The 18,478-nt window shown below is 70.4% G+C and carries 16 protein-coding genes; 1 reads left to right on the top strand and 15 read right to left on the bottom strand.

Translation table 11 applies throughout. From position 1 onward, the window contains the following. Positions 1–5 precede the first annotated feature (5 nt). The 12 genes from nuoL to OHA30_RS20995 are packed head-to-tail and all read right to left on the bottom strand — an operon-like array spanning position 6 to position 12,683. Positions 6–1,910, bottom strand: coding sequence for an NADH-quinone oxidoreductase subunit L (gene nuoL / locus OHA30_RS21050; protein WP_328915414.1), 1,905 nt, complete (start codon positions 1,908–1,910; stop codon positions 6–8). Between the two features lie 13 nt (positions 1,911–1,923). Continuing rightward, the gene (gene nuoK / locus OHA30_RS21045) at positions 1,924–2,223 is read right to left on the bottom strand and encodes an NADH-quinone oxidoreductase subunit NuoK (protein WP_328915413.1); all 300 of its coding nucleotides are present in this window, start codon (positions 2,221–2,223) and stop codon (positions 1,924–1,926) included. After that, a complete protein-coding gene (locus tag OHA30_RS21040) occupies positions 2,220–3,119 on the bottom strand; it encodes an NADH-quinone oxidoreductase subunit J (RefSeq protein WP_405785498.1) in 900 nt (299 codons plus the stop codon). The genes nuoK and OHA30_RS21040 overlap by 4 nt, the downstream gene beginning before the upstream one ends. After that, complete coding sequence (nuoI, locus tag OHA30_RS21035; protein WP_328915412.1) at positions 3,116–3,766, bottom strand: NADH-quinone oxidoreductase subunit NuoI; 651 nt, start codon at positions 3,764–3,766, stop codon at positions 3,116–3,118. Before nuoI ends, OHA30_RS21040 begins: the two co-directional genes overlap by 4 nt. After that, entirely contained in the window at positions 3,759–5,132 is a 1,374-nt protein-coding gene (gene nuoH, locus OHA30_RS21030) for an NADH-quinone oxidoreductase subunit NuoH (RefSeq protein WP_328915411.1), read from the bottom strand. Before nuoH ends, nuoI begins: the two co-directional genes overlap by 8 nt. Continuing rightward, complete coding sequence (locus OHA30_RS21025; RefSeq protein ID WP_328915410.1) at positions 5,129–7,612, bottom strand: NADH-quinone oxidoreductase subunit G; 2,484 nt, start codon at positions 7,610–7,612, stop codon at positions 5,129–5,131. Before OHA30_RS21025 ends, nuoH begins: the two co-directional genes overlap by 4 nt. Further along, on the bottom strand, positions 7,609–8,943 hold the full coding sequence (gene nuoF / locus OHA30_RS21020; RefSeq protein WP_328915409.1) for an NADH-quinone oxidoreductase subunit NuoF: 1,335 nt from the start codon (positions 8,941–8,943) through the stop codon (positions 7,609–7,611). The genes OHA30_RS21025 and nuoF overlap by 4 nt, the downstream gene beginning before the upstream one ends. Then, complete coding sequence (gene nuoE / locus OHA30_RS21015; protein ID WP_328915408.1) at positions 8,943–9,692, bottom strand: NADH-quinone oxidoreductase subunit NuoE; 750 nt, start codon at positions 9,690–9,692, stop codon at positions 8,943–8,945. Before nuoE ends, nuoF begins: the two co-directional genes overlap by 1 nt. Next, entirely contained in the window at positions 9,689–11,023 is a 1,335-nt protein-coding gene (locus OHA30_RS21010; RefSeq protein WP_328915407.1) for an NADH-quinone oxidoreductase subunit D, read from the bottom strand. The genes nuoE and OHA30_RS21010 overlap by 4 nt, the downstream gene beginning before the upstream one ends. Beyond that, positions 11,023–11,745: an NADH-quinone oxidoreductase subunit C gene (locus OHA30_RS21005; protein ID WP_328915406.1), complete on the bottom strand. Its 723-nt coding sequence runs from the start codon at positions 11,743–11,745 to the stop codon at positions 11,023–11,025. The genes OHA30_RS21010 and OHA30_RS21005 overlap by 1 nt, the downstream gene beginning before the upstream one ends. After that, the gene (locus OHA30_RS21000) at positions 11,742–12,296 is read right to left on the bottom strand and encodes a NuoB/complex I 20 kDa subunit family protein (protein ID WP_328915405.1); all 555 of its coding nucleotides are present in this window, start codon (positions 12,294–12,296) and stop codon (positions 11,742–11,744) included. Before OHA30_RS21000 ends, OHA30_RS21005 begins: the two co-directional genes overlap by 4 nt. A gap of 27 nt (positions 12,297–12,323) precedes the next feature. Then, entirely contained in the window at positions 12,324–12,683 is a 360-nt protein-coding gene (locus OHA30_RS20995; RefSeq protein ID WP_103887024.1) for an NADH-quinone oxidoreductase subunit A, read from the bottom strand. A 596-nt stretch (positions 12,684–13,279) separates the two neighbouring features. On the opposite strand from OHA30_RS20995, the gene OHA30_RS20990 reads away from it, so the two are divergent. Then, the gene (locus tag OHA30_RS20990) at positions 13,280–14,197 is read left to right on the top strand and encodes a C40 family peptidase (protein ID WP_328915404.1); all 918 of its coding nucleotides are present in this window, start codon (positions 13,280–13,282) and stop codon (positions 14,195–14,197) included. Positions 14,198–14,432: 235 nt separating this feature from the next. Here the strand turns inward: OHA30_RS20990 and OHA30_RS20985 are convergent, their stop codons facing one another. The 3 genes from OHA30_RS20985 to OHA30_RS20975 form a co-directional block, all read right to left on the bottom strand. After that, complete coding sequence (locus OHA30_RS20985; protein WP_328915403.1) at positions 14,433–15,719, bottom strand: geranylgeranyl reductase family protein; 1,287 nt, start codon at positions 15,717–15,719, stop codon at positions 14,433–14,435. Between the two features lie 144 nt (positions 15,720–15,863). Next, positions 15,864–17,303: a hypothetical protein gene (locus tag OHA30_RS20980; RefSeq protein WP_328915402.1), complete on the bottom strand. Its 1,440-nt coding sequence runs from the start codon at positions 17,301–17,303 to the stop codon at positions 15,864–15,866. 367 nt (positions 17,304–17,670) lie between these two features. Beyond that, on the bottom strand, positions 17,671–18,369 hold the full coding sequence (locus OHA30_RS20975) for a demethylmenaquinone methyltransferase (RefSeq protein WP_328915401.1): 699 nt from the start codon (positions 18,367–18,369) through the stop codon (positions 17,671–17,673). Positions 18,370–18,478 lie beyond the last annotated feature (109 nt).

The following is an 18,478-nucleotide window of genomic DNA, read 5'->3' as shown; positions in this document are numbered from 1 at the left end:
AGTTATCAGACCGCCCTCATGAGAAGGGTCGCGGCGACCACGACCGCGGCGCCACCGAGCATGGAGACGGCGTAGGACCTGACGTAGCCGTTCTGCACCTTGCGGAGGCGGCCGGACAGGCCGCCGACCGAGGCGGCGGTGCCGTTGACGACACCGTCGACCAGGGAGTGGTCCAGGTAGACCAGGGCGCGGGTGAGGTGTTCGCCGCCGCGGACCAGGACCACGTGGTTGAAGTCGTCCTGGAGCAGGTCGCGCCGGGCCGCCTTGGTCAGCAGCGAGCCGCGCGGGGCGACGGCCGGGACGGGCCTGCGCCCGTACATCAGCCAGGCGATGCCCACGCCGACGACCAGCACGACCATGGTGGCGGCCGTGACCGTACCGGCGCCGACCGGCGAGTTGCCCTCGCTGTGGCCGGTGACGGGTTCGAGCCACTTCAGGAAGCGGGAGTTGATGCTGAAGGCGGCGCCCGCGAAGACCGAGCCGACGGCCAGGATGATCATCGGGATGGTCATGGACTTCGGGGACTCGTGCGGGTGCGGCTGGTGGCCGTCCGCGTCCGGCACCCAGCGCTTCTCGCCGAAGAACGTCATCAGCATCACGCGCGTCATGTAGAACGCGGTGATCGCGGCGCCCAGCAGGGCCGCGCTGCCGAGGATCCAGCCCTCGGTGCCGCCCTTGGCGAAGGCCGCCTCGATGATCTTGTCCTTGGAGAAGAAGCCGGACAGCCCGGGGAAGCCGATGATCGCCAGGTAGCCGAGGCCGAAGGTGACGAAGGTGACCGGCATGTACTTGCGCAGGCCGCCGTAACGCCGCATGTCGACCTCGTCGTTCATGCCGTGCATCACCGAACCGGCGCCGAGGAAGAGCCCGGCCTTGAAGAAGCCGTGCGTGACCAGGTGCATGATCGCGAAGACATAGCCGATCGGGCCGAGCCCGGCCGCCATGATCATGTAGCCGATCTGCGACATCGTGGAGCCGGCCAGCGCCTTCTTGATGTCGTCCTTGGCGCAACCGACGATCGCACCGTAGAGGAGCGTGACCGCGCCGACGGTGACGACGGCGGTCTGCGCGTCCGGGGCGGCGTTGAAGATCGCGCCCGAGCGGGTGATCAGATAGACGCCCGCGGTCACCATGGTGGCGGCGTGGATCAGGGCCGAGACCGGGGTCGGGCCCTCCATCGCGTCGCCGAGCCACGACTGGAGCGGTACCTGGGCCGACTTGCCGCACGCGGCCAGCAGCAGCATGAAGCCGATGCCGGTCATGGTGGCGTGCTGCGCGGACCCGGCCTGCGCCGCCCCGGGCAGGACGTCGGAGAAGGCGAAGGAGCCGAAGGTGGTGAACATCAGCATGATGGCCACCGACAGCCCAATGTCGCCGACCCGGTTGACCAGGAACGCCTTCTTGGCCGCGGTCGCCGCGCTCGGCTTGTGCTGCCAGAAGCCGATCAGCAGGTACGAGGCCAGACCGACGCCTTCCCAGCCCGCGTAGAGCAGGAAGTAGTTGTCGGCCAGCACCAGCAGCAGCATCGCCGCGAGGAACAGATTGAGAAAGCCGAAGAAGCGGCGACGGTTCTCGTCGTGCTCCATGTAGCCGATCGAGTAGATGTGGATCAGCGTGCCCACACCGGTGATCAGCAGCACGAAGGTCATCGACAACTGGTCGAGCTGGAAGCCGACGTCGGCGCGGAAACCGCCGACCGGCACCCAGGTGAACAGATGCGAGTGCAGGGCGCGGCTGTCGGCGGCCTTGCCCAGCATGTTCGTGAACAGGGCCACGCCCAGCGCGAACGACACCAGGGCGAGCAGCGTGCCGAGCAGATGGCCGAAGCGGTCGAGCCGCCGGCCTCCGGTCAGCAGGATGCCCGCGCCCAGCAGCGGCGCCGCGACGAGCAGTCCGATCAGGGTTTCCACTGGCGCAGCCCCTCTACAGCTTCATGAGATTGGCGTCGTCGACCGAGGCCGAGTGGCGGGAACGGTACATCGACACGATGATCGCGAGTCCGACCACGACCTCGGCGGCGGCCACGACCATCGTGAAGAAGGCGATGACCTGGCCGTCGAGGTTGCCGTGCAGCCGGGAAAAGGTGACGAACGCCAGGTTGCAGGCGTTCAGCATCAGCTCGACGCACATGAAGACGACGATCGCGTTGCGCCGGATCAGCACCCCGGTCGCACCGATGGTGAACAGCAGTGCCGCCAGGTAAAGGTAGTTCGCCGGATTCACTTGGCACCCTCCTCGGCGGCGGACCGGCCGGTGTCACGCGTGGAGCCCGTGGAGCCCGGGGCGGTGGCACGCGTGGAGCCGAGCGCCTTGCGCTCCGGCTCGCGCTCCAGCCACTCCCCGGAACGCTGGTCGAGTTCGGCCAGCCGGCGCATCGCGTCCTGGGACACGTCGCGGATCTGGCCGCGCTCGCGCAGCGTGGTGCTGACCGACAGCTCCGCGATCGAACCGTCGGGCAGCAGCGCCGGGACGTCCACCGCGTTGTGCCGGGCGTACGTGCCGGGGGCCGGCAGCGGAGTGACCTGCTTGCCCTCGCGCACGCGGTCCTCGGACAGCTGCCGCTGGGTGCGGCGTTCCTCGGTGCGCTCGCGGTGGGTGAGCACCATCGCGCCGATCGCGGCGGTGATCAGCAGGGCGCCGGTGATCTCGAACGCCCAGACGTAGTTGGTGAAGACCAGCTTGGCCAGGCCCTGCACATTGCCCGCGGAGTTGGCGCCGCCGACTCCGGTGAAGGTGTGCAGCGAGGCGTTGGCGATCCCGGCGATCAGCAGGATGCCGAAGCCGAGCCCGCTCAGGGCGGCCAGCCAGCGCTGCCCCTTGATGGTCTCCTTGACCGTGTCGGCGGCGGTGATGCCGACCAGCATGACCACGAAGAGGAAGAGCATCATGATCGCGCCGGTGTAGACGATGATCTGCACCACGCCCAGGAAGTACGCGCCCTGGGCCAGGTAGAAGACCGCCAGGACGATCATGGTCCCGGCCAGCGACAGCGCGCTGTGCACCGACTTCTTCATCAGTACGGTGCCGAGCGCGCCGATCACGGCGACCGTGCCCAGGACCCAGAACTGCACGGCCTCGCCGGTGGAGGTCTGCGACGCGGCGGCGGCGAGCGACATCATGCCTCCGCCCCCGTTCCCGCGGGCGTGGAACCACCGGGGGCCACCGTCTCGGCGTCCTGCGCGGCGGCGTCCTCGGCGGGCAGCGTCTCGTCCAGCTTCTCGCCCTTGGAGACGGCGACCTGCCGTACAGTGCCGGGCGCGGCCTCGGTGACCGCGCCGCGGTAGTAGTCGCCCTCGTCCATGCCGGGGAAGATCGAGTGCGGCGACTCGACCATGCCCTCCTCAAGACCGGACAGCAGCTGTTCCTTGGTGAAGATCAGCGACTCGCGGGTCCGGTCGGCGAGTTCGTACTCGTTGGTCATCGTCAGCGCCCGGGTCGGGCACGCCTCGATGCACAGCCCGCACAGAATGCAGCGGGCGTAGTTGATCTGGTAGACGCGGCCGTAGCGCTCGCCCGGGGAGTAGCGCTCCTCCTCGGTGTTGTCCGCGCCCTCCACGTAGATCGCGTCGGCGGGACACGCCCAGGCGCACAGCTCGCAGCCGACGCACTTCTCCAGGCCGTCGGGGTGCCGGTTGAGCTGGTGGCGGCCGTGGAAGCGCGGTGCGGTCGGCTTCTTGTACTCGGGGTACTGCTCGGTCAGCCGCTTCTTGAACATGGCCTTGAAGGTCACGCCGAAGCCTGCGACCGGGTCCAGGAACTCAGGCATCGCCGTCCTCCTTGTTCTCCTGCTCCGGAGCGTCCGGGCCGGATGCGCCGACGAGTTGGGGCTGCGCCCGGCTGGGGCGCCTCGGCACCCGCTCCGCCTGCTGTCCCGGCAGCGGCGGCACGGGATAGCCGCCCGCCATCGGGTCGAACCTGTCGGGCGGTGCCAGCGGCCCGCCCGCGCCCGATGCCTTCCGCTTCTCCTCGCGGTCCCGGAAGACGTCCACGATCAGCGAAATCAGCAGCAGAGCGACCACCACACCGCCGATGTACAGCACGATCTTGGTGAAGTCGTAGTTCTCGTTGCGCATCGCGCGGACCGCGGCGACCAGCATCAGCCAGACCATCGAGACCGGGATGAGCACCTTCCAGCCGAGCTTCATCAGCTGGTCGTAGCGGACCCGGGGCAGGGTGCCGCGCAGCCAGATGAAGAAGAACAGCAGCAGCTGGACCTTGATGACGAACCAGAGCATCGGCCACCAGCCGTGGTTCGCGCCCTCCCAGAAGGTGGAGATCGGCCAGGGGGCCCGCCAGCCGCCGAGGAAGAGCGTGGTGGCGACCGCGGAGACCGTCACCATGTTCACGTACTCGGCGAGCATGAAGAGCGCGAACTTGATCGAGCTGTACTCGGTGTTGAAGCCGCCGACCAGGTCGCCCTCGGACTCGGGCATGTCGAAGGGCGCGCGGTTGGTCTCGCCGACCATCGTCGCGATGTACACCAGCAGCGAGACCGGCAGCAGGATCGCGTACCAGCGGTCGTGCTGCGCCTCGACGATCTGCGAGGTCGACATCGAGCCGGAGTAGAGGAAGACCGCCGCGAAGGACAGGCCCATCGCGATCTCGTACGAGATCATCTGCGCGGACGCGCGCAGACCGCCGAGCAGCGGATACGTGGAGCCCGACGACCAGCCGGCCAGCACGATGCCGTAGATGCCGACCGAGGCCGTGGCCAGGATGTAGAGCATGCCGATCGGCAGGTCGGTGAGCTGGAGCGCGGTGCGCCGGCCGAAGATCGACACCTCGTTGTCGGCCGGGCCGAAGGGGATCACCGCGAAGGCCATGAAGGCGGGGATCGCGGCCACGATCGGCGCGAGGACGAACACCACCTTGTCCGCGCGCTTGACGGTGATGTCCTCCTTGAGCATCAGCTTGATGCCGTCGGCGAGCGACTGGAGCATGCCCCAGGGGCCGTGCCGGTTGGGGCCGATGCGCAGCTGCATCCAGGCGACGACCTTGCGCTCCCACACAATGGAGAACAGCACGGTCAGCATCGCGAAGGCGAAGCAGAACACGGCCTTGATGACGATCAGCCACCACACGTCGTGGCCGAAGTAGGACAGGGTGCTCGCCGCGGCGAGTTGAGTGGTCATGACCGGGCCTCCGCAAGTGCCGCGCCGATGCCGACGACCTGGCCCGGGCGGGCCCCGGTGTCGGAGGTGACGCCGCCGCCGGTCGAGTTGAGCGGCAGCCACACCACCCGGTCCGGCATGGGAGTGATGGCCAGCGGCAGCGTCGTCGTCCCCTCCGGTCCGGTGACGGTGAGCGGGTCGCCGTCCGCGACCCCGGCCTCGGCGGCGGTGGCCGCGGAGAGCCGGGCGACGGCCGCGTGCCGGGTGCCGGCCAGCGCTTCGTCGCCGTCCTGGAGCCGGCCCTGGTCGAGCAGCAGCCGGTGCCCGGCGAGTACGGCCTGACCGGCCTCGGGGCGCGGCAGCGGCACCGACGTCTCCAGCGGGGAGCCGGCGTAGGGGCCGGCCCATCCGGCGAGACGGTCGAGTTCGGCGCGGGCGGACCGTACGTCCGCCAGGCCGAGCGACACGTCGAGGGCGTCGGCGAGCATGGTCAGCACCCGGGCGTCCGGGAGCTGGTGCCGGGTGACGGCCTGGTCGGGCTTGATCGCGGTCTCGAACATCCGGGCCCGGCCCTCCCAGTTGAGGAAGGTGCCCGGCTTCTCGGCGACCGCGGCGACCGGCAGCACCACGTCGGCGCGCTCGGTGACCTCGCTCGGCCGCTGCTCCAGGCTGACCAGGAAGCCGACCGCGCCGAGCGCGATCCGGGCCCTGGCCGGGTCCGGCAGGTCCGCGATCTCGACTCCGCCGATCACGAGCGCGCCCAGTTCGCCGATGGCCGCGGCCTCGACGATCTGACCGGTGTCGCGGCCGAATCCGGTGGGCAGCGTGGGCAGCCCCCAGACCCGGGCGACCTCGTCGCGGGCCCGCGGGTCGGTGACCGGACGGCCGCCGGGCAGCAGCCCGGGCAGCGCGCCGACCTCGACCGCGCCCCGCTCGCCCGCCCGGCGCGGAATCCACGCCAGGGCCGCGCCGGTGGCGGTGGCCAGCCGCAGCGCGGCGGTCAGCCCGCCGGGCACGGCCGCGAGCCGTTCGCCGACCAGGATCACGGAGCCGGGGGCGCGCAGCGCCTCGGCGGCCTGCCGTCCGGTGTCGTCCAGACCGACGCCGCCGGCCAGCGCGTCCAGCCACTCCGCCTCGGTGCCGGGGGCGGCGGGGAGCAGGATGCCGCTCGCCTTGTCCAGGCCGCGGGTGGAGTGGGTGGCGAGCGCGTAGGTCTGCTGCTTGTGCTTGCGGTGGGCCTTGCGCAGCCGCAGGAAGACCCCGGGGGCCTCCTCCTCGGCTTCGAGCCCGACAAGCAGCACCGAGGGGGCCTGCTCCAGCGAGCGGTTGGTGACGCCACTTCCGTCGAGATCGAAGCCGCGGCCCGCCACCGTGGCGGCCAGGAAGTCGGCCTCCTCGGCGGAGTGGGCGCGGGCCCGGAAGTCGACGTCGTTGGTGCCGAGCACGACCCTGGCGAACTTCGCGTAGGCGTAGGCGTCCTCGACGGTGAGCCGGCCGCCGGCCAGCACGGCCGCCCGGCCGTGGGCGGCGGAGAGCCCGGCCGCGGCGGCGGCCAGCGCCTCGGGCCAGCTCGCGGTGACCAGTTCGCCGTCGGCGTTACGGACCAGGGGGTGGGTCAGCCGCTCGGGCCGCTGTGCGTACCGGAAGCCGAAGCGGCCCTTGTCGCACATCCACTCCTCGTTGACCTCGGGGTCGTCGGCCGCCAGCCGCCGCATGACCTTGCCGCGGCGGTGGTCGGTACGGGTGGCGCAGCCGCCCGCGCAGTGCTCGCACACCGACGGCGAGGAGACCAGGTCGAACGGGCGGGAGCGGAAGCGGTAGGCGGCCGAGGTGAGCGCGCCGACCGGGCAGATCTGGATGGTGTTGCCGGAGAAGTACGACTCGAAGGGGTCGCCCTCGCCGATGCCGATCTGCTGGAGCGCGCCGCGTTCCAGCATCTCGATCATCGGGTCGCCGGCCACCTGGTTGCTGAACCGGGTGCAGCGCGCGCACAGCACACAGCGCTCACGGTCGAGCAGCACCTGGGTGGAGATCGGCAGCGGCTTCTCGTAGGTGCGCTTGCGGCCCTCGAACCGGGTGTCCGGGTCGCCGACCTGCATCGCCTGGTTCTGCAGCGGGCACTCGCCGCCCTTGTCGCAGACCGGGCAGTCCAGCGGGTGGTTGATCAGCAGCAGCTCCATCACACCGCGCTGCGCCTTCTCGGCGACCGGCGAGGTGAGCTGGGTGGAGATCACCATGCCGTCGGTGCAGGTGATGGTGCAGGACGCGACGGGCTTGCGCTGTCCCTCGATCTCGACGATGCACTGGCGGCAGGCACCGACGGGGTCGAGCAGCGGGTGGTCGCAGAACCGCGGGATCGCGATCCCGAGCAGTTCCGCGGCCCGGATCACGAGGGTGCCCTTGGGCACCGAGATCGCGATGCCGTCGATGCTCACGGAGACCAGGTCTTGGGGCGGCACCGCCTGCCCCCCTCCGGAGGGTGCGTTGGTAGTGACGGTCACGCGTGGGCCTCCGTACGGGACTTGTCGGCCCAGGCGGTGGAGCGCGCCGGGTCGAAGGGGCAGCCCTTGCGCTCGATGTGCTCCTCGTACTCCGCGCGGAAGTACTTCAGTGAGGAGAAGATCGGTGCGGCGGCGCCGTCGCCGAGCGCGCAGAAGGACTTGCCGTTGATGTTGTCGGCGATGTCGTTGAGCTTGTCGAGATCCGATTCGAGCCCGCCGCCGCTTTCGATGGACCGCAGCAACTGGACCAGCCAGTAGGTGCCCTCGCGGCACGGCGTGCACTTGCCGCACGACTCGTGTGCGTAGAACTCGGTCCACCGGGTGACGGCCCGCACCACGCAGGTCGTCTCGTCGAAGCACTGAAGTGCCTTGGTGCCGAGCATGGAACCGGCGGCGCCGACGCCCTCGTAGTCCAGGGGGACGTCGAGGTGCTCGTCGGTGAACATCGGGGTCGAGGAACCGCCCGGCGTCCAGAACTTCAGCCGGTGGCCCGGCCGCATGCCGCCGCCCATGTCGAGCAGCTGCCGCAGGGTGATGCCGAGCGGGGCCTCGTACTGGCCGGGGCGGGCGACATGGCCGGACAGCGAATAGAGCGTGAAGCCCGGGGACTTCTCGGTGCCCAGGGATTTGAACCAGTCCTTGCCCCGGTGGATGATCGCGGGAACAGAGGCGATGGACTCCACGTTGTTCACCACCGTGGGGCACGCGTAGAGCCCCTCGACGGCGGGGAAGGGCGGCCGGAGCCTCGGCTGGCCGCGCCGGCCCTCCAGGGAGTCCAGCAGCGCGGTCTCCTCACCGCAGATGTACGCGCCGGCCCCGGCGTGCACGGTGAGTTCGAGGTCGAAGCCGCTGCCCTTGATGTTCCGGCCGAGGTAGCCGGCCTCGTACGCCTCGCGGACCGCCTCGTGCAGTCGGCGCAGCACCGGGACGGTCTCACCGCGGAGGTAGATGAAGGCGTGGTTGGAGCGGATCGCGTAACAGGCGATCACCATGCCCTCGATGAGGGAGTGCGGGTTCGCGAAGAGCAGCGGGATGTCCTTGCACGTCCCGGGCTCGGACTCGTCGGCGTTGACCACCAGGTAGTGCGGCTTGCCGTCCCCCTGGGGGATGAACTGCCACTTCATGCCGGTGGGGAAGCCCGCGCCGCCGCGACCGCGCAGACCGGAGTCCTTCACATACGCGATCACGTCGTCGGGGGCCATCGCGAGGGCCTTGGTCAGGCCCTCGTACCCGTCGTGTCTGCGGTAGGTGTCCAGGGTCCATGACCGCGGATCGTCCCAGAACGCCGACAGTACGGGCGCGAGCAGCTTTTCGGCCGGTTCGACGGTCATCACTCGCCCTCCTCCTCATTGGCGTCGTCCCGGGGGGACTCGGCGCGCTGCGGTACGACCCGGGCCGGGACCTCGCCGCGGTGCAGCCGCAGGCCCGCCAGCGACGCGGGTCCCGCGCCGCCGCTCGCCTCGACGGCGCCCTCGCGCTCGTCGGGGAAGCCGGCCAGGATGCGGGCGGTCTCCTTGTACGTGCACAGGGGCGCGCCGCGGGTCGGGCGGACCTCGCGGCCGGCGATCAGGTCGTCCACCAACTGGCGGGCGGACTGCGGGGTCTGGTTGTCGAAGAACTCCCAGTTGACCATCACCACGGGGGCGAAGTCGCAGGCCGCGTTGCACTCGATGTGTTCGAGGGTGACCTTGCCGTCCTCGGTGGTCTCGTCGTTGCCGACGCCGAGGTGCTCCTTGAGGTCCTCGAAGATCGCGTCGCCGCCCATGACCGCGCAGAGCGTGTTGGTGCACACGCCGACCTGGTAGTCACCGGACGGCTTGCGCCGGTACATGGTGTAGAAGGTGGCGACCGCGGTGACCTCGGCGGTGGTGAGGTCCAGTTGCTCGGCGCAGAAGCGGATGCCGGTGCGGGTGACGTACCCCTCCTCGGACTGCACGAGATGCAGCAGCGGCAGCAGGGCGCTGCGGGCGCCGGGGTAGCGGGCGATCACCTCCTTGGCATCGCGGTCCAGCCGGGCCCGGACGTCGGCCGGGTAGTCGGGCGCGGGCAGCGCGGGGATACCGAGGGAGACCTCGTTCATCGGTCGACACCTCCCATCACGGGGTCGATGGACGCCACCGCGACGATGACGTCGGCGACCTGGCCGCCTTCGCACATCGCCGCCATGGTCTGCAGGTTGGTGAAGGAGGGGTCGCGGAAGTGGACCCGGTAGGGCCGGGTGCCGCCGTCGCTGACCACGTGCACGCCCAGCTCGCCCTTGGCGGACTCGATGGCCGTGTACGCCTGGCCGGCCGGGACCCGGAAGCCCTCGGTGACCAGCTTGAAGTGGTGGATCAGGGCCTCCATCGAGGTGCCCATGATGTTCTTGATGTGGTCGAGCGAGTTGCCCATGCCGTCCGGGCCGAGCGCGAGCTGCGCGGGCCAGGCGATCTTCTTGTCCTCGACCATCACCGGGCCCGGCGCGAGCCGGTCCAGGCACTGGTCGACGATCCGCAGGCTCTGCCGCATCTCCTCCAGGCGGACCAGGAAGCGGCCGTAGGAGTCGGCGGTGTCGGTGGTCGGCACGTCGAACTCGTAGTTCTCGTAACCGCAGTACGGGTCGGCCTTGCGCAGGTCGTGCGGGAGGCCCGCGGCGCGCAGGATCGGACCGGTGGCGCCGAGCGCCATGCAGCCGGCCAGGTCCAGGTAACCGACGTCCTGCATCCGGGCCTTGAAGATCGGGTTGCCGGTGGCGAGCTTGTCGTACTCCGGCAGGTTCTTGCGGAACGTCTTGACGAACTCGCGGACCAGATCGACGGCGCCGGGCGGCAGGTCCTGGGCCAGGCCGCCGGGCCGGACATAGGCGTGGTTCATCCGCAGGCCGGTGATCAGCTCGTAGATGTCGAGGATCATCTCGCGGTCACGGAAGCCGTAGATCATGATCGTGGTGGCGCCCAGCTCCATGCCGCCGGTCGCGATCGCGACCAGGTGCGAGGCGATCCGGTTGAGCTCCATCATCATCACCCGGATCACGGTGGCCCGCTCCGGGACACGGTCGGTGATGTCGAGCAGCTTCTCCACGGCCAGGCAGTACGCCGTCTCGTTGAACAGCGGCGTCAGATAGTCCATGCGCGTCACGAAGGTGGACCCCTGGGTCCACGTCCGGAACTCCATGTTCTTCTCGATGCCGGTGTGCAGATAGCCGATGCCGGAGCGGGCCTCGGTGACCGTCTCGCCGTCGATCTCCAGGATCAGCCGCAGCACACCGTGGGTGGACGGGTGCTGCGGGCCCATGTTGACGATGATCCGCTCGTCGTCGGCCTTGGCCACGGACTCGGCGAGTTCGTCCCAGTCGCCGCCGGTGACGGTGAAGACCCGGCCCTCGGTGGTCTCCCGCTCCTCGGCCTGCGCGGGTGCGTGTGGTGTGGACATCAGCTGTACGACCTCCGCTGGTCGGGAGCCGGGATCTGGGCGCCCTTGTACTCGACGGGGATGCCACCGAGCGGGTAGTCCTTGCGCTGCGGATGACCGGGCCAGTCGTCCGGCATCATGATCCGCGTGAGCGCCTGGTGCCCGTCGAAGACGATGCCGAAGAAGTCGTAGGTCTCGCGCTCGTGCCAGTCGTTCGTCGGGTAGACGGCGACCAGCGAGGGGATGTGCGGGTCGGCGTCGGGCGCGCCGACCTCGATCCGGATCAGCCGGCCGTGGGTGATCGACCGCAGGTGGTAGACGGCGTGCAGCTCGCGGCCGGTGTCCCCGGGGTAGTGCACCCCGCTGACGCCGGTACACAGCTCGAAGCGGAGCGCCGGGTCGTCGCGCAGGGTGCGGGCGACCCGGACCAGGTGCTCGCGCGCGATGTGGAAGGTCAGCTCGCCGCGGTCCACGACGGTCTTCTCGATCGCGTCGGCCGGGGGGAGTCCCTGCTCCTCCAGCGCGCCTTCGAGTTCGTCGGCGACCTCGTCGAAGTAGCCGCCGTACGGCCTGCTGGAGGCGCCGGGCAGCCGGACGGTGCTGACCAGGCCGCCGTAGCCGGAGGTGTCGCCGCCGTCGCCGGCGCCGAACATGCCCTTGCGGACGCCGATGACCTCACCGGAACCGCCGCGCTGGGTCGGCAGGTTCTCGGCGGAGTCAGGGGTGGCAGAAGGATCAGTCACCGCAGGAGCCCCTTCATCTCGATCGTCGGGAGCGCCTGACGAGCCGCTTCCTCCGCCTCGCGGGCGGCCTCTTCGCGGTTCACGCCGAGCTTGCCGTGCTGGATCTTCTCGTGCAGCTTCAGGATCGCGTCGAGCAGCATCTCGGGCCGCGGCGGGCAGCCGGGCAGGTAGATGTCGACGGGCACGACATGGTCGACGCCCTGCACGATCGCGTAGTTGTTGAACATCCCGCCGCTGGAGGCGCAGACGCCCATCGAGATGACCCACTTGGGGTTCGGCATCTGGTCGTAGACCTGCCGCAGCACCGGGGCCATCTTCTGGCTCACCCGGCCCGCGACGATCATCAGGTCCGCCTGCCGCGGCGAACCGCGGAAGACCTCCATGCCGAACCGGGCCATGTCGTACCGCCCGGCTCCCGTGGTCATCATCTCGATGGCGCAGCAGGCGAGGCCGAAGGTGGCCGGGAACACCGACGCCTTACGTACCCATCCCGCCGCGGTCTCCACCGATGTGAGCAGAAATCCGCTCGGCAGTTTCTCTTCGATACCCATGGGTTGTCTCCTGGTCCCCTCGGTCCCCTAGTCCCATTCCAGGCCGCCGCGCCGCCACACGTACGCGTAGGCGACGAAGACGGTGAGCACGAAGAGGAGCATCTCGACGAGCCCGAACATCCCCAGGCGGTCGAAGGTGACGGCCCAGGGATAGAGGAAGACGATCTCGATGTCGAAGACGATGAAGAGCATCGCCGTGAGGTAGTACTTGATCGGGAAGCGCCCGCCGCCTGCCGGTTGCGGAGTGGGCTCGATGCCGCACTCGTACGCTTCCAACTTGGCCCGGTTGTACCGTTTCGGCCCGATGATCGAGGCCATGAAAACGGAGAAGATCGCGAAGCCGGCCGCGAGGCCTCCCAGCACGAGGATGGGCGCGTAGGCGTTCACCGTCCCCCGCTCCTTCCAGTCGACAGTGACTGACATATACGGACCGCGACTCGGTCGGTGTCCCGCGTCACGAAAACGCGAAGATCGCGTCTATGTGAGGCAGTTCACAAGCCCAAGTCGTCTGCATCCTATGCCTCCCGGTCTGTGATCTGCGACACGGGGTACCTCCCCGTCTTTGTGATCTCCACCACCAGGCCAATGATCATGAAGTCGGATGAGCGGTGATCATGGTGCCGTTGCGTCACAAACGATCACTTCATGCCACACGCAAGGGCGTCACCGCTGGTCAGAGCGGTGGGCGCATTATCAAGCGGCCTTCCGACGAGGCAAATTGGCCCTGGACGAAATCGCGTGATAGCTCGGCCCGGCTCCGCCGAACGGGGCCGTGGGGCCCGGAATTGGCCCGCGTGAAACTGTGCACGAGCGCATAGGTAACCGGTCGGGGTAAACCCTCCCAAAGCGCCCGCCAACCATGATCAGGAAACGGTCATTTGGGCCGTGAACACGTCAACTGTGGCGCATCCCACCTTTATTGAACGGAACCATTCGTTCCTGTTATCCAGAGACGCATGTCCCCGAACACACCACGGACTCCCATGTCCGACACGCATAGCCATACCGGCCGCCGACGGCACGCGGCGCCCGGCAACCCGAACTGGGTACGCCGGGCCGGACTCGTCGGCGGCGTCGTCAGCGCGCTCGCTCTGTGCGGCGCGGCCGCTCCGGCACTGGCCGACAACGGCCACCGCTCCCCCAAGGCACACGGCTCGTCCGTCGCCTCCGCCCATACCCACGCCAAGGCCGGGATCGCCCCGCTGTCCACCGCGGTCTCCGCCCAGCGGGCCGCCGAGGCCGTGGAGCACGACTCGATACGGGCGTCCCTGGTGGCCGCCAAGGAGCGTGCCGCCACCGACGCCAGGAAGGCCGCGGCCGAGCAGAAGGCCCGCGACCTGAAGGCCGCGGCCGCCGCCAAGGCCGAGAAGGCCGCCAAGGAGCGCGCCGCGGCCGCCCGAGCCGCCGCCTCGCGCTCCGCCCAGCGGGCCCGGCTGACGGTGACGCCGGTCGCGTCCTCGTCCCCGAGCCCGACCGCCACGGTGACCCCCGCGGCCACCACCGCCCCCGCACCGACGGACACCGCCACGGCGGCGCCCGCCTCGACCGACAAGGCCGCGAGCCTCATCGCGTTCCTCAAGGCCCAGCTGGGCAAGCCGTATGTCTACGGCGCGTCCGGACCCGACTCGTACGACTGCTCCGGTCTCACCCAGACCGCGTTCGCGAGCGTCGGCGTCGACCTCCCGCGCACCTCGCAGGAGCAGTCGACGGTCGGCACCCCTGTGTCCATCAGCGCCCTCCAGGCCGGCGACCTCATCTTCTGGGGTGGCGAGGGCAGCGCCTACCACGTGGGCGTCTACATCGGTAACGGCCAGTACCTGGACGCGGCGAACCCGTCCACGCCTGTCGCCATCCACCAGTTGGCCGACTACATGCCCGACTGGGCAGTCAGGGTCCTCTGAGACCGCGTCGCACGGCAGCGGGAGGATTTCCGCACACCGGCGGACGGCCGCCGCGGCCCCGGGAGCCGCGACGGCCGTCCGCCGCTCCACGCGCGCCCGGACCGGCCCCGGAACTCCCGGCGCCTACGGCAGGGGTTCCGCCCGGGTGCGGGACTGCGGGACGGCCGACGTGCGGTGAGGGCGTCCGGGGTGGCCGGGGGGACGACCGCGAGTTCGCGCGGCAGCGAGCGGGTCCCTACGCGCGCGGGGTGATCTTGGTGAGGCCGTTGATCACCCGGTCCATCGCGTCGCCGCCCATGGGGTCGGTCAGGTTGGCCAGCAGCTTCAGCATGAACCGCATCAGCATGGGGTGGGTGAGGCCGCGCTGTGTGCACAGCTGGAGGACCTTCGGGTTGCCGATCAGCTTCACGAAGGCGCGGCCGAGCGTGTAGTAGCCGCCGTAGGTGTCCTTGAGGACGCGCGGGTAGTTGGCCAGGGCCAGTTCGCGCTGGGAGGAGGTCGCCCGGGCGTGCGCCTGGGTGATCACATCGGCGGCGATCTGCCCGGATTCCATCGCGTAGGCGATGCCCTCGCCGTTGAACGGGTTGACCAGCCCGCCCGCGTCGCCGACCAGCAGCAGCCCGCGGGTGTAGTGCGGCTGGCGGTTGAAGGCCATCGGCAGGGCGGCGCCGCGGATCGGCTGGGTCATGTTCTCCGGGGTGTAGCCCCACTCCTCGGGCATGGACCCGACCCACGCCTTGAGCACCTCGCGCCAGTCCAGCTCGCGGAAGGCCGAGGACGAGTTGAGGATGCCGAGGCCGACATTGGACGTACCGTCACCGAGGCCGAAGATCCAGCCGTAGCCCGGCAGTTGGCGCGGCTCGCTGCCCCGCCGGTCCCACAGTTCGAGCCAGGACTCCAGATAGTCGTCCTCGTGCCGGGGCGAGGTGAAGTACGTACGGACCGCGACGCCCATCGGCCGGTCCTCGCGGCGGTGCAGACCCATCGCCAGCGACAGCCGGCTGGAGTTGCCGTCCGCGGCGACCACCAGGGGCGCGGAGAAGGTGACCGGCCGCTTCTCCTCGCCGAGCTTCGTCTCGACCCCGGTGATCCGGCCGGTACGGGGTTCGACGACCGGAGCGCCGACGTTGCAGCGCTCGTACAGCCGGGCGCCGGCCTTCACCGCCTGCTGGGCGAGCAGTTCGTCGAAGTCCTCGCGCTTGCGGACGAGTCCGTAGTCCGGGTAGGAGGCCAGCTCGGGCCAGTCCATCTCCAGCCGCAGGCCGCCGCTGATGATCCGCAGGCCCTTGTTGCGCAGCCAGCCCGCTTCTTCGGAGATGTCGATGCCCATCGAGACCAGCTGCTTGGTCGCGCGCGGGGTGAGGCCGTCGCCGCACACCTTCTCGCGCGGGAACGCGGTCTTCTCCAGCAGCAGGACATCGAGGCCCGACTTGGCGAGGTAGTACGCGGTCGTCGAACCGGCGGGCCCGGCGCCCACGACGATCACGTCGGCGCTGTGCTCGGACAGGACGGTGTCGGTCACGGTGGGACTCTCCCGTTTCGGCGAGGGGCTGCGGGGTGCCAGATGCGGGCCGCGATTCGGCTCGGGTACGAGTCTATGAGGACGCCGCCCCGGGCGCGGCGGCGGCTCTCACGGAACGGCGGTCGTACCGGACCCGACGGCGGGTCACTGGTGGCGCGGGCCCTTCTTTTTGAGCCGGTCCGGCTCCACGACGCCGAGGTCGTGAACGGTGGGGCCGGGGGGCGCGGCCTGCCGCGGAGGTACGTACGGCTGGGGGCCGGGCGCGGCCTGCCGCGGAGGCATGAACGGCTGGGGGCCGCCGACCGGGGCGGGTCGAACACCCAGCACCCGGGCCACGTACGGTCCGACGAGCACACCGCCGAACGCCCACAGCAGGCAGAAGCCCAGCGCCGCGGGCAGGCTCGTCCCCAGCGTGACATGGCCGCCGCCCATCATTCCCAGGCCGCCGGAGCCGTTGCTCGACAGGCCGCCCAGCGCGACCAGCACCGTGAACAGCGCGGTGAACACCCCTGCCACCGCGAACTGTTCGCTCCGGACGCGGGAGCGCCGTACCGCCAGCACCCCGATCAGCAGCGCGCACAGAACGCCCCCGGCGACCACCGCGGCCGTCGACCAGCCGTTCCACACGTGGTCGAGTTCGGACAGACCGAAGGAGAATCGTATGGGAGGGCCCCCGATGGTGATCTCGTTCAGCTTGAACGGCGCTCCCCACGCCAGCCCCAGCCCTGACAGCCCGGCGTTGGGCAGCAGGAGCGCGGTACCGGCCAGACCCCAGCCGCCGGCCGAGTCGTAGTGGTCGGCGACCACCAGGAAGACGATCGCGCCCGCGAGGAGGACGGTGATCAGCAGGGCGAGCGAGGCCGTGCGCAGCGCGCGGTAGAAGGCCGCCAGACCCGGGCGGGTGGCGAGCCAGGTGTGCGGGGCCGGGCCGCAGAGCACCAGCAGGGCCGTCGCCAGGCTGATCAGGAAGGTCCACAGTGCCACCAGGAAGGGCCCGGAGTGCACATGGACGCGGGCGATGGTCGGCTGCCCGACCAGCGCGAGTACGAAGGCGGCCGCCGCGCTCAGCAGCGCGACCCGCACCGCCGCCTCGGGGCCCGCCTGCCGCTTGCGCATGGCCCGCAGGGCGACGACCAGGGCCACGACCCACAACAGGGTGATCGTCAGCGGCAGTACGGACAGCGTGGAGCCGGCGATCCCGTAGGAGTCGGACGAACCGGATGAACCGGAGAGGCCCGAACCGTCGTCGTAGAGGCCCGAGTCGGAGTCGTCGTAGCCGAAGTACGAGTCGTCGTTGCCGTCGTAGCCGCCGAAGTCACCGGAGTCGCCGGAGTCGCCGGGGAGGGAGGAGGTGACGTTCAGCGTGCCGCCGAGGCCCTGCACGAACAGCGCGAGGGCCAGCCGGGTGCGGCCGCCCCAGCCGACCACGTACCCGGGCAGCACGGAGCCCAGGCGGGCGCCGACCACCACTGCCAGCGCGAGGACGCTCAGCGCGGGCGCGGCGGCGACGGCCGCCGGCCTTCCCCAGTCACCGCTGACCACCCGCCGCGCGAACAGCCCGGCGGGCGAGGGACCCGTGGGCACGGGCGGCGGGGCGGGCGTGTACGGCGGGGGCGGCGCGGGGGCGTACGGCGGCGGGGTGTACGCGGCGGGTGGGGCTGTCGGCGGCCCTGCCGGTGGCGTGGTGGGCGGCGGTACGTGTCCGGCCGGAGGCACGGTGGGTGGCGACGGGGTCTGCCCCGGGAGGGCGGGCGCGGTCAGATCCCTGCCGCACCGCGAGCAGAAGCGCGTGTCCGGCGCGTCGGACACGGAATTGCCGCAGGCGGGGCAGTAGGGCATGGACGACTCCGGGGGCGGTCGGGAGACGGCTGGACCTGCCGTCCTTCCCTCAGACACCGCACCCTACGGGCCCGGCTCCCTCGCCCGCCCCCGAAATCCCTTACCCGCGCGGTCAGTCCGCGGACTTGGTGCCGCGGTGGAGGGCGACGATGCCGCCGGTCAGATTGCGCCAGGCGACTGCGGTCCAGCCCGCGCCCTGGAGCCGCGAGGCGAGACCGCGCTGGTCGGGCCAGGCGCGGATGGACTCGGCGAGGTAGACGTACGCGTCCGGATTGCTGCTCACCGCTGTGGCGACCGGCGGCAGGGCGCGCATCAGGTACTCGGTGTAGACGGTGCGGAACGGCCGGTAGGTGGGGTGGCTGAACTCGCAGATGACCAGTCGGCCGCCGGGCTTCGCGACGCGGCGCATCTCACGCAGGGCGGCGTCGGTGTCGTGGACGTTGCGCAGCGCGAAGGAGATGGTGACCGCGTCGAACACGCCGTCGGCGAACGGCAGTCGGGTCGCGTCGCCCGCGGTCAGCGGCAGCTCGGGGTTCCGCTTCTTGCCCTCGCGGAGCATGCCGAGGGAGAAGTCGCAGGGGACGACGTCCGCTCCCGCGGCGGCGAACGGCAGGGAGGAGGTGCCGGTGCCGGCGCCGAGGTCGAGCACGCGCTCGCCGGGGCGTACGGCCAGGGCCTGGGCGACGGCTTTGCGCCAGAGGCGGGCTTGGCCGAGGGAGAGCACGTCGTTGGTGAGGTCGTACTTGGCCGCCACGTCGTCGAACATGGCGGCGACTTCCTGGGGCTGCTTCTCCAAAGAGGCTCGGGTCACGTGACCCACCCTATGCGTCCCCCCGCCGCCCCGATCCCCCGCCCCAACCGGGCGCCCCCGCCTGGGGGTACCCCCAATGCCGTCAAGTTTGGGGGTTGGGTTGTTGGGG

This window comes from Streptomyces sp. NBC_00223 (assembly GCF_036199905.1).
Classification (GTDB): Bacteria; Actinomycetota; Actinomycetes; order Streptomycetales; family Streptomycetaceae; genus Actinacidiphila.
The sequence above is the reverse complement of the archived record's forward strand: the minus strand, read 5'-3'. Positions and strand labels throughout refer to the sequence as shown.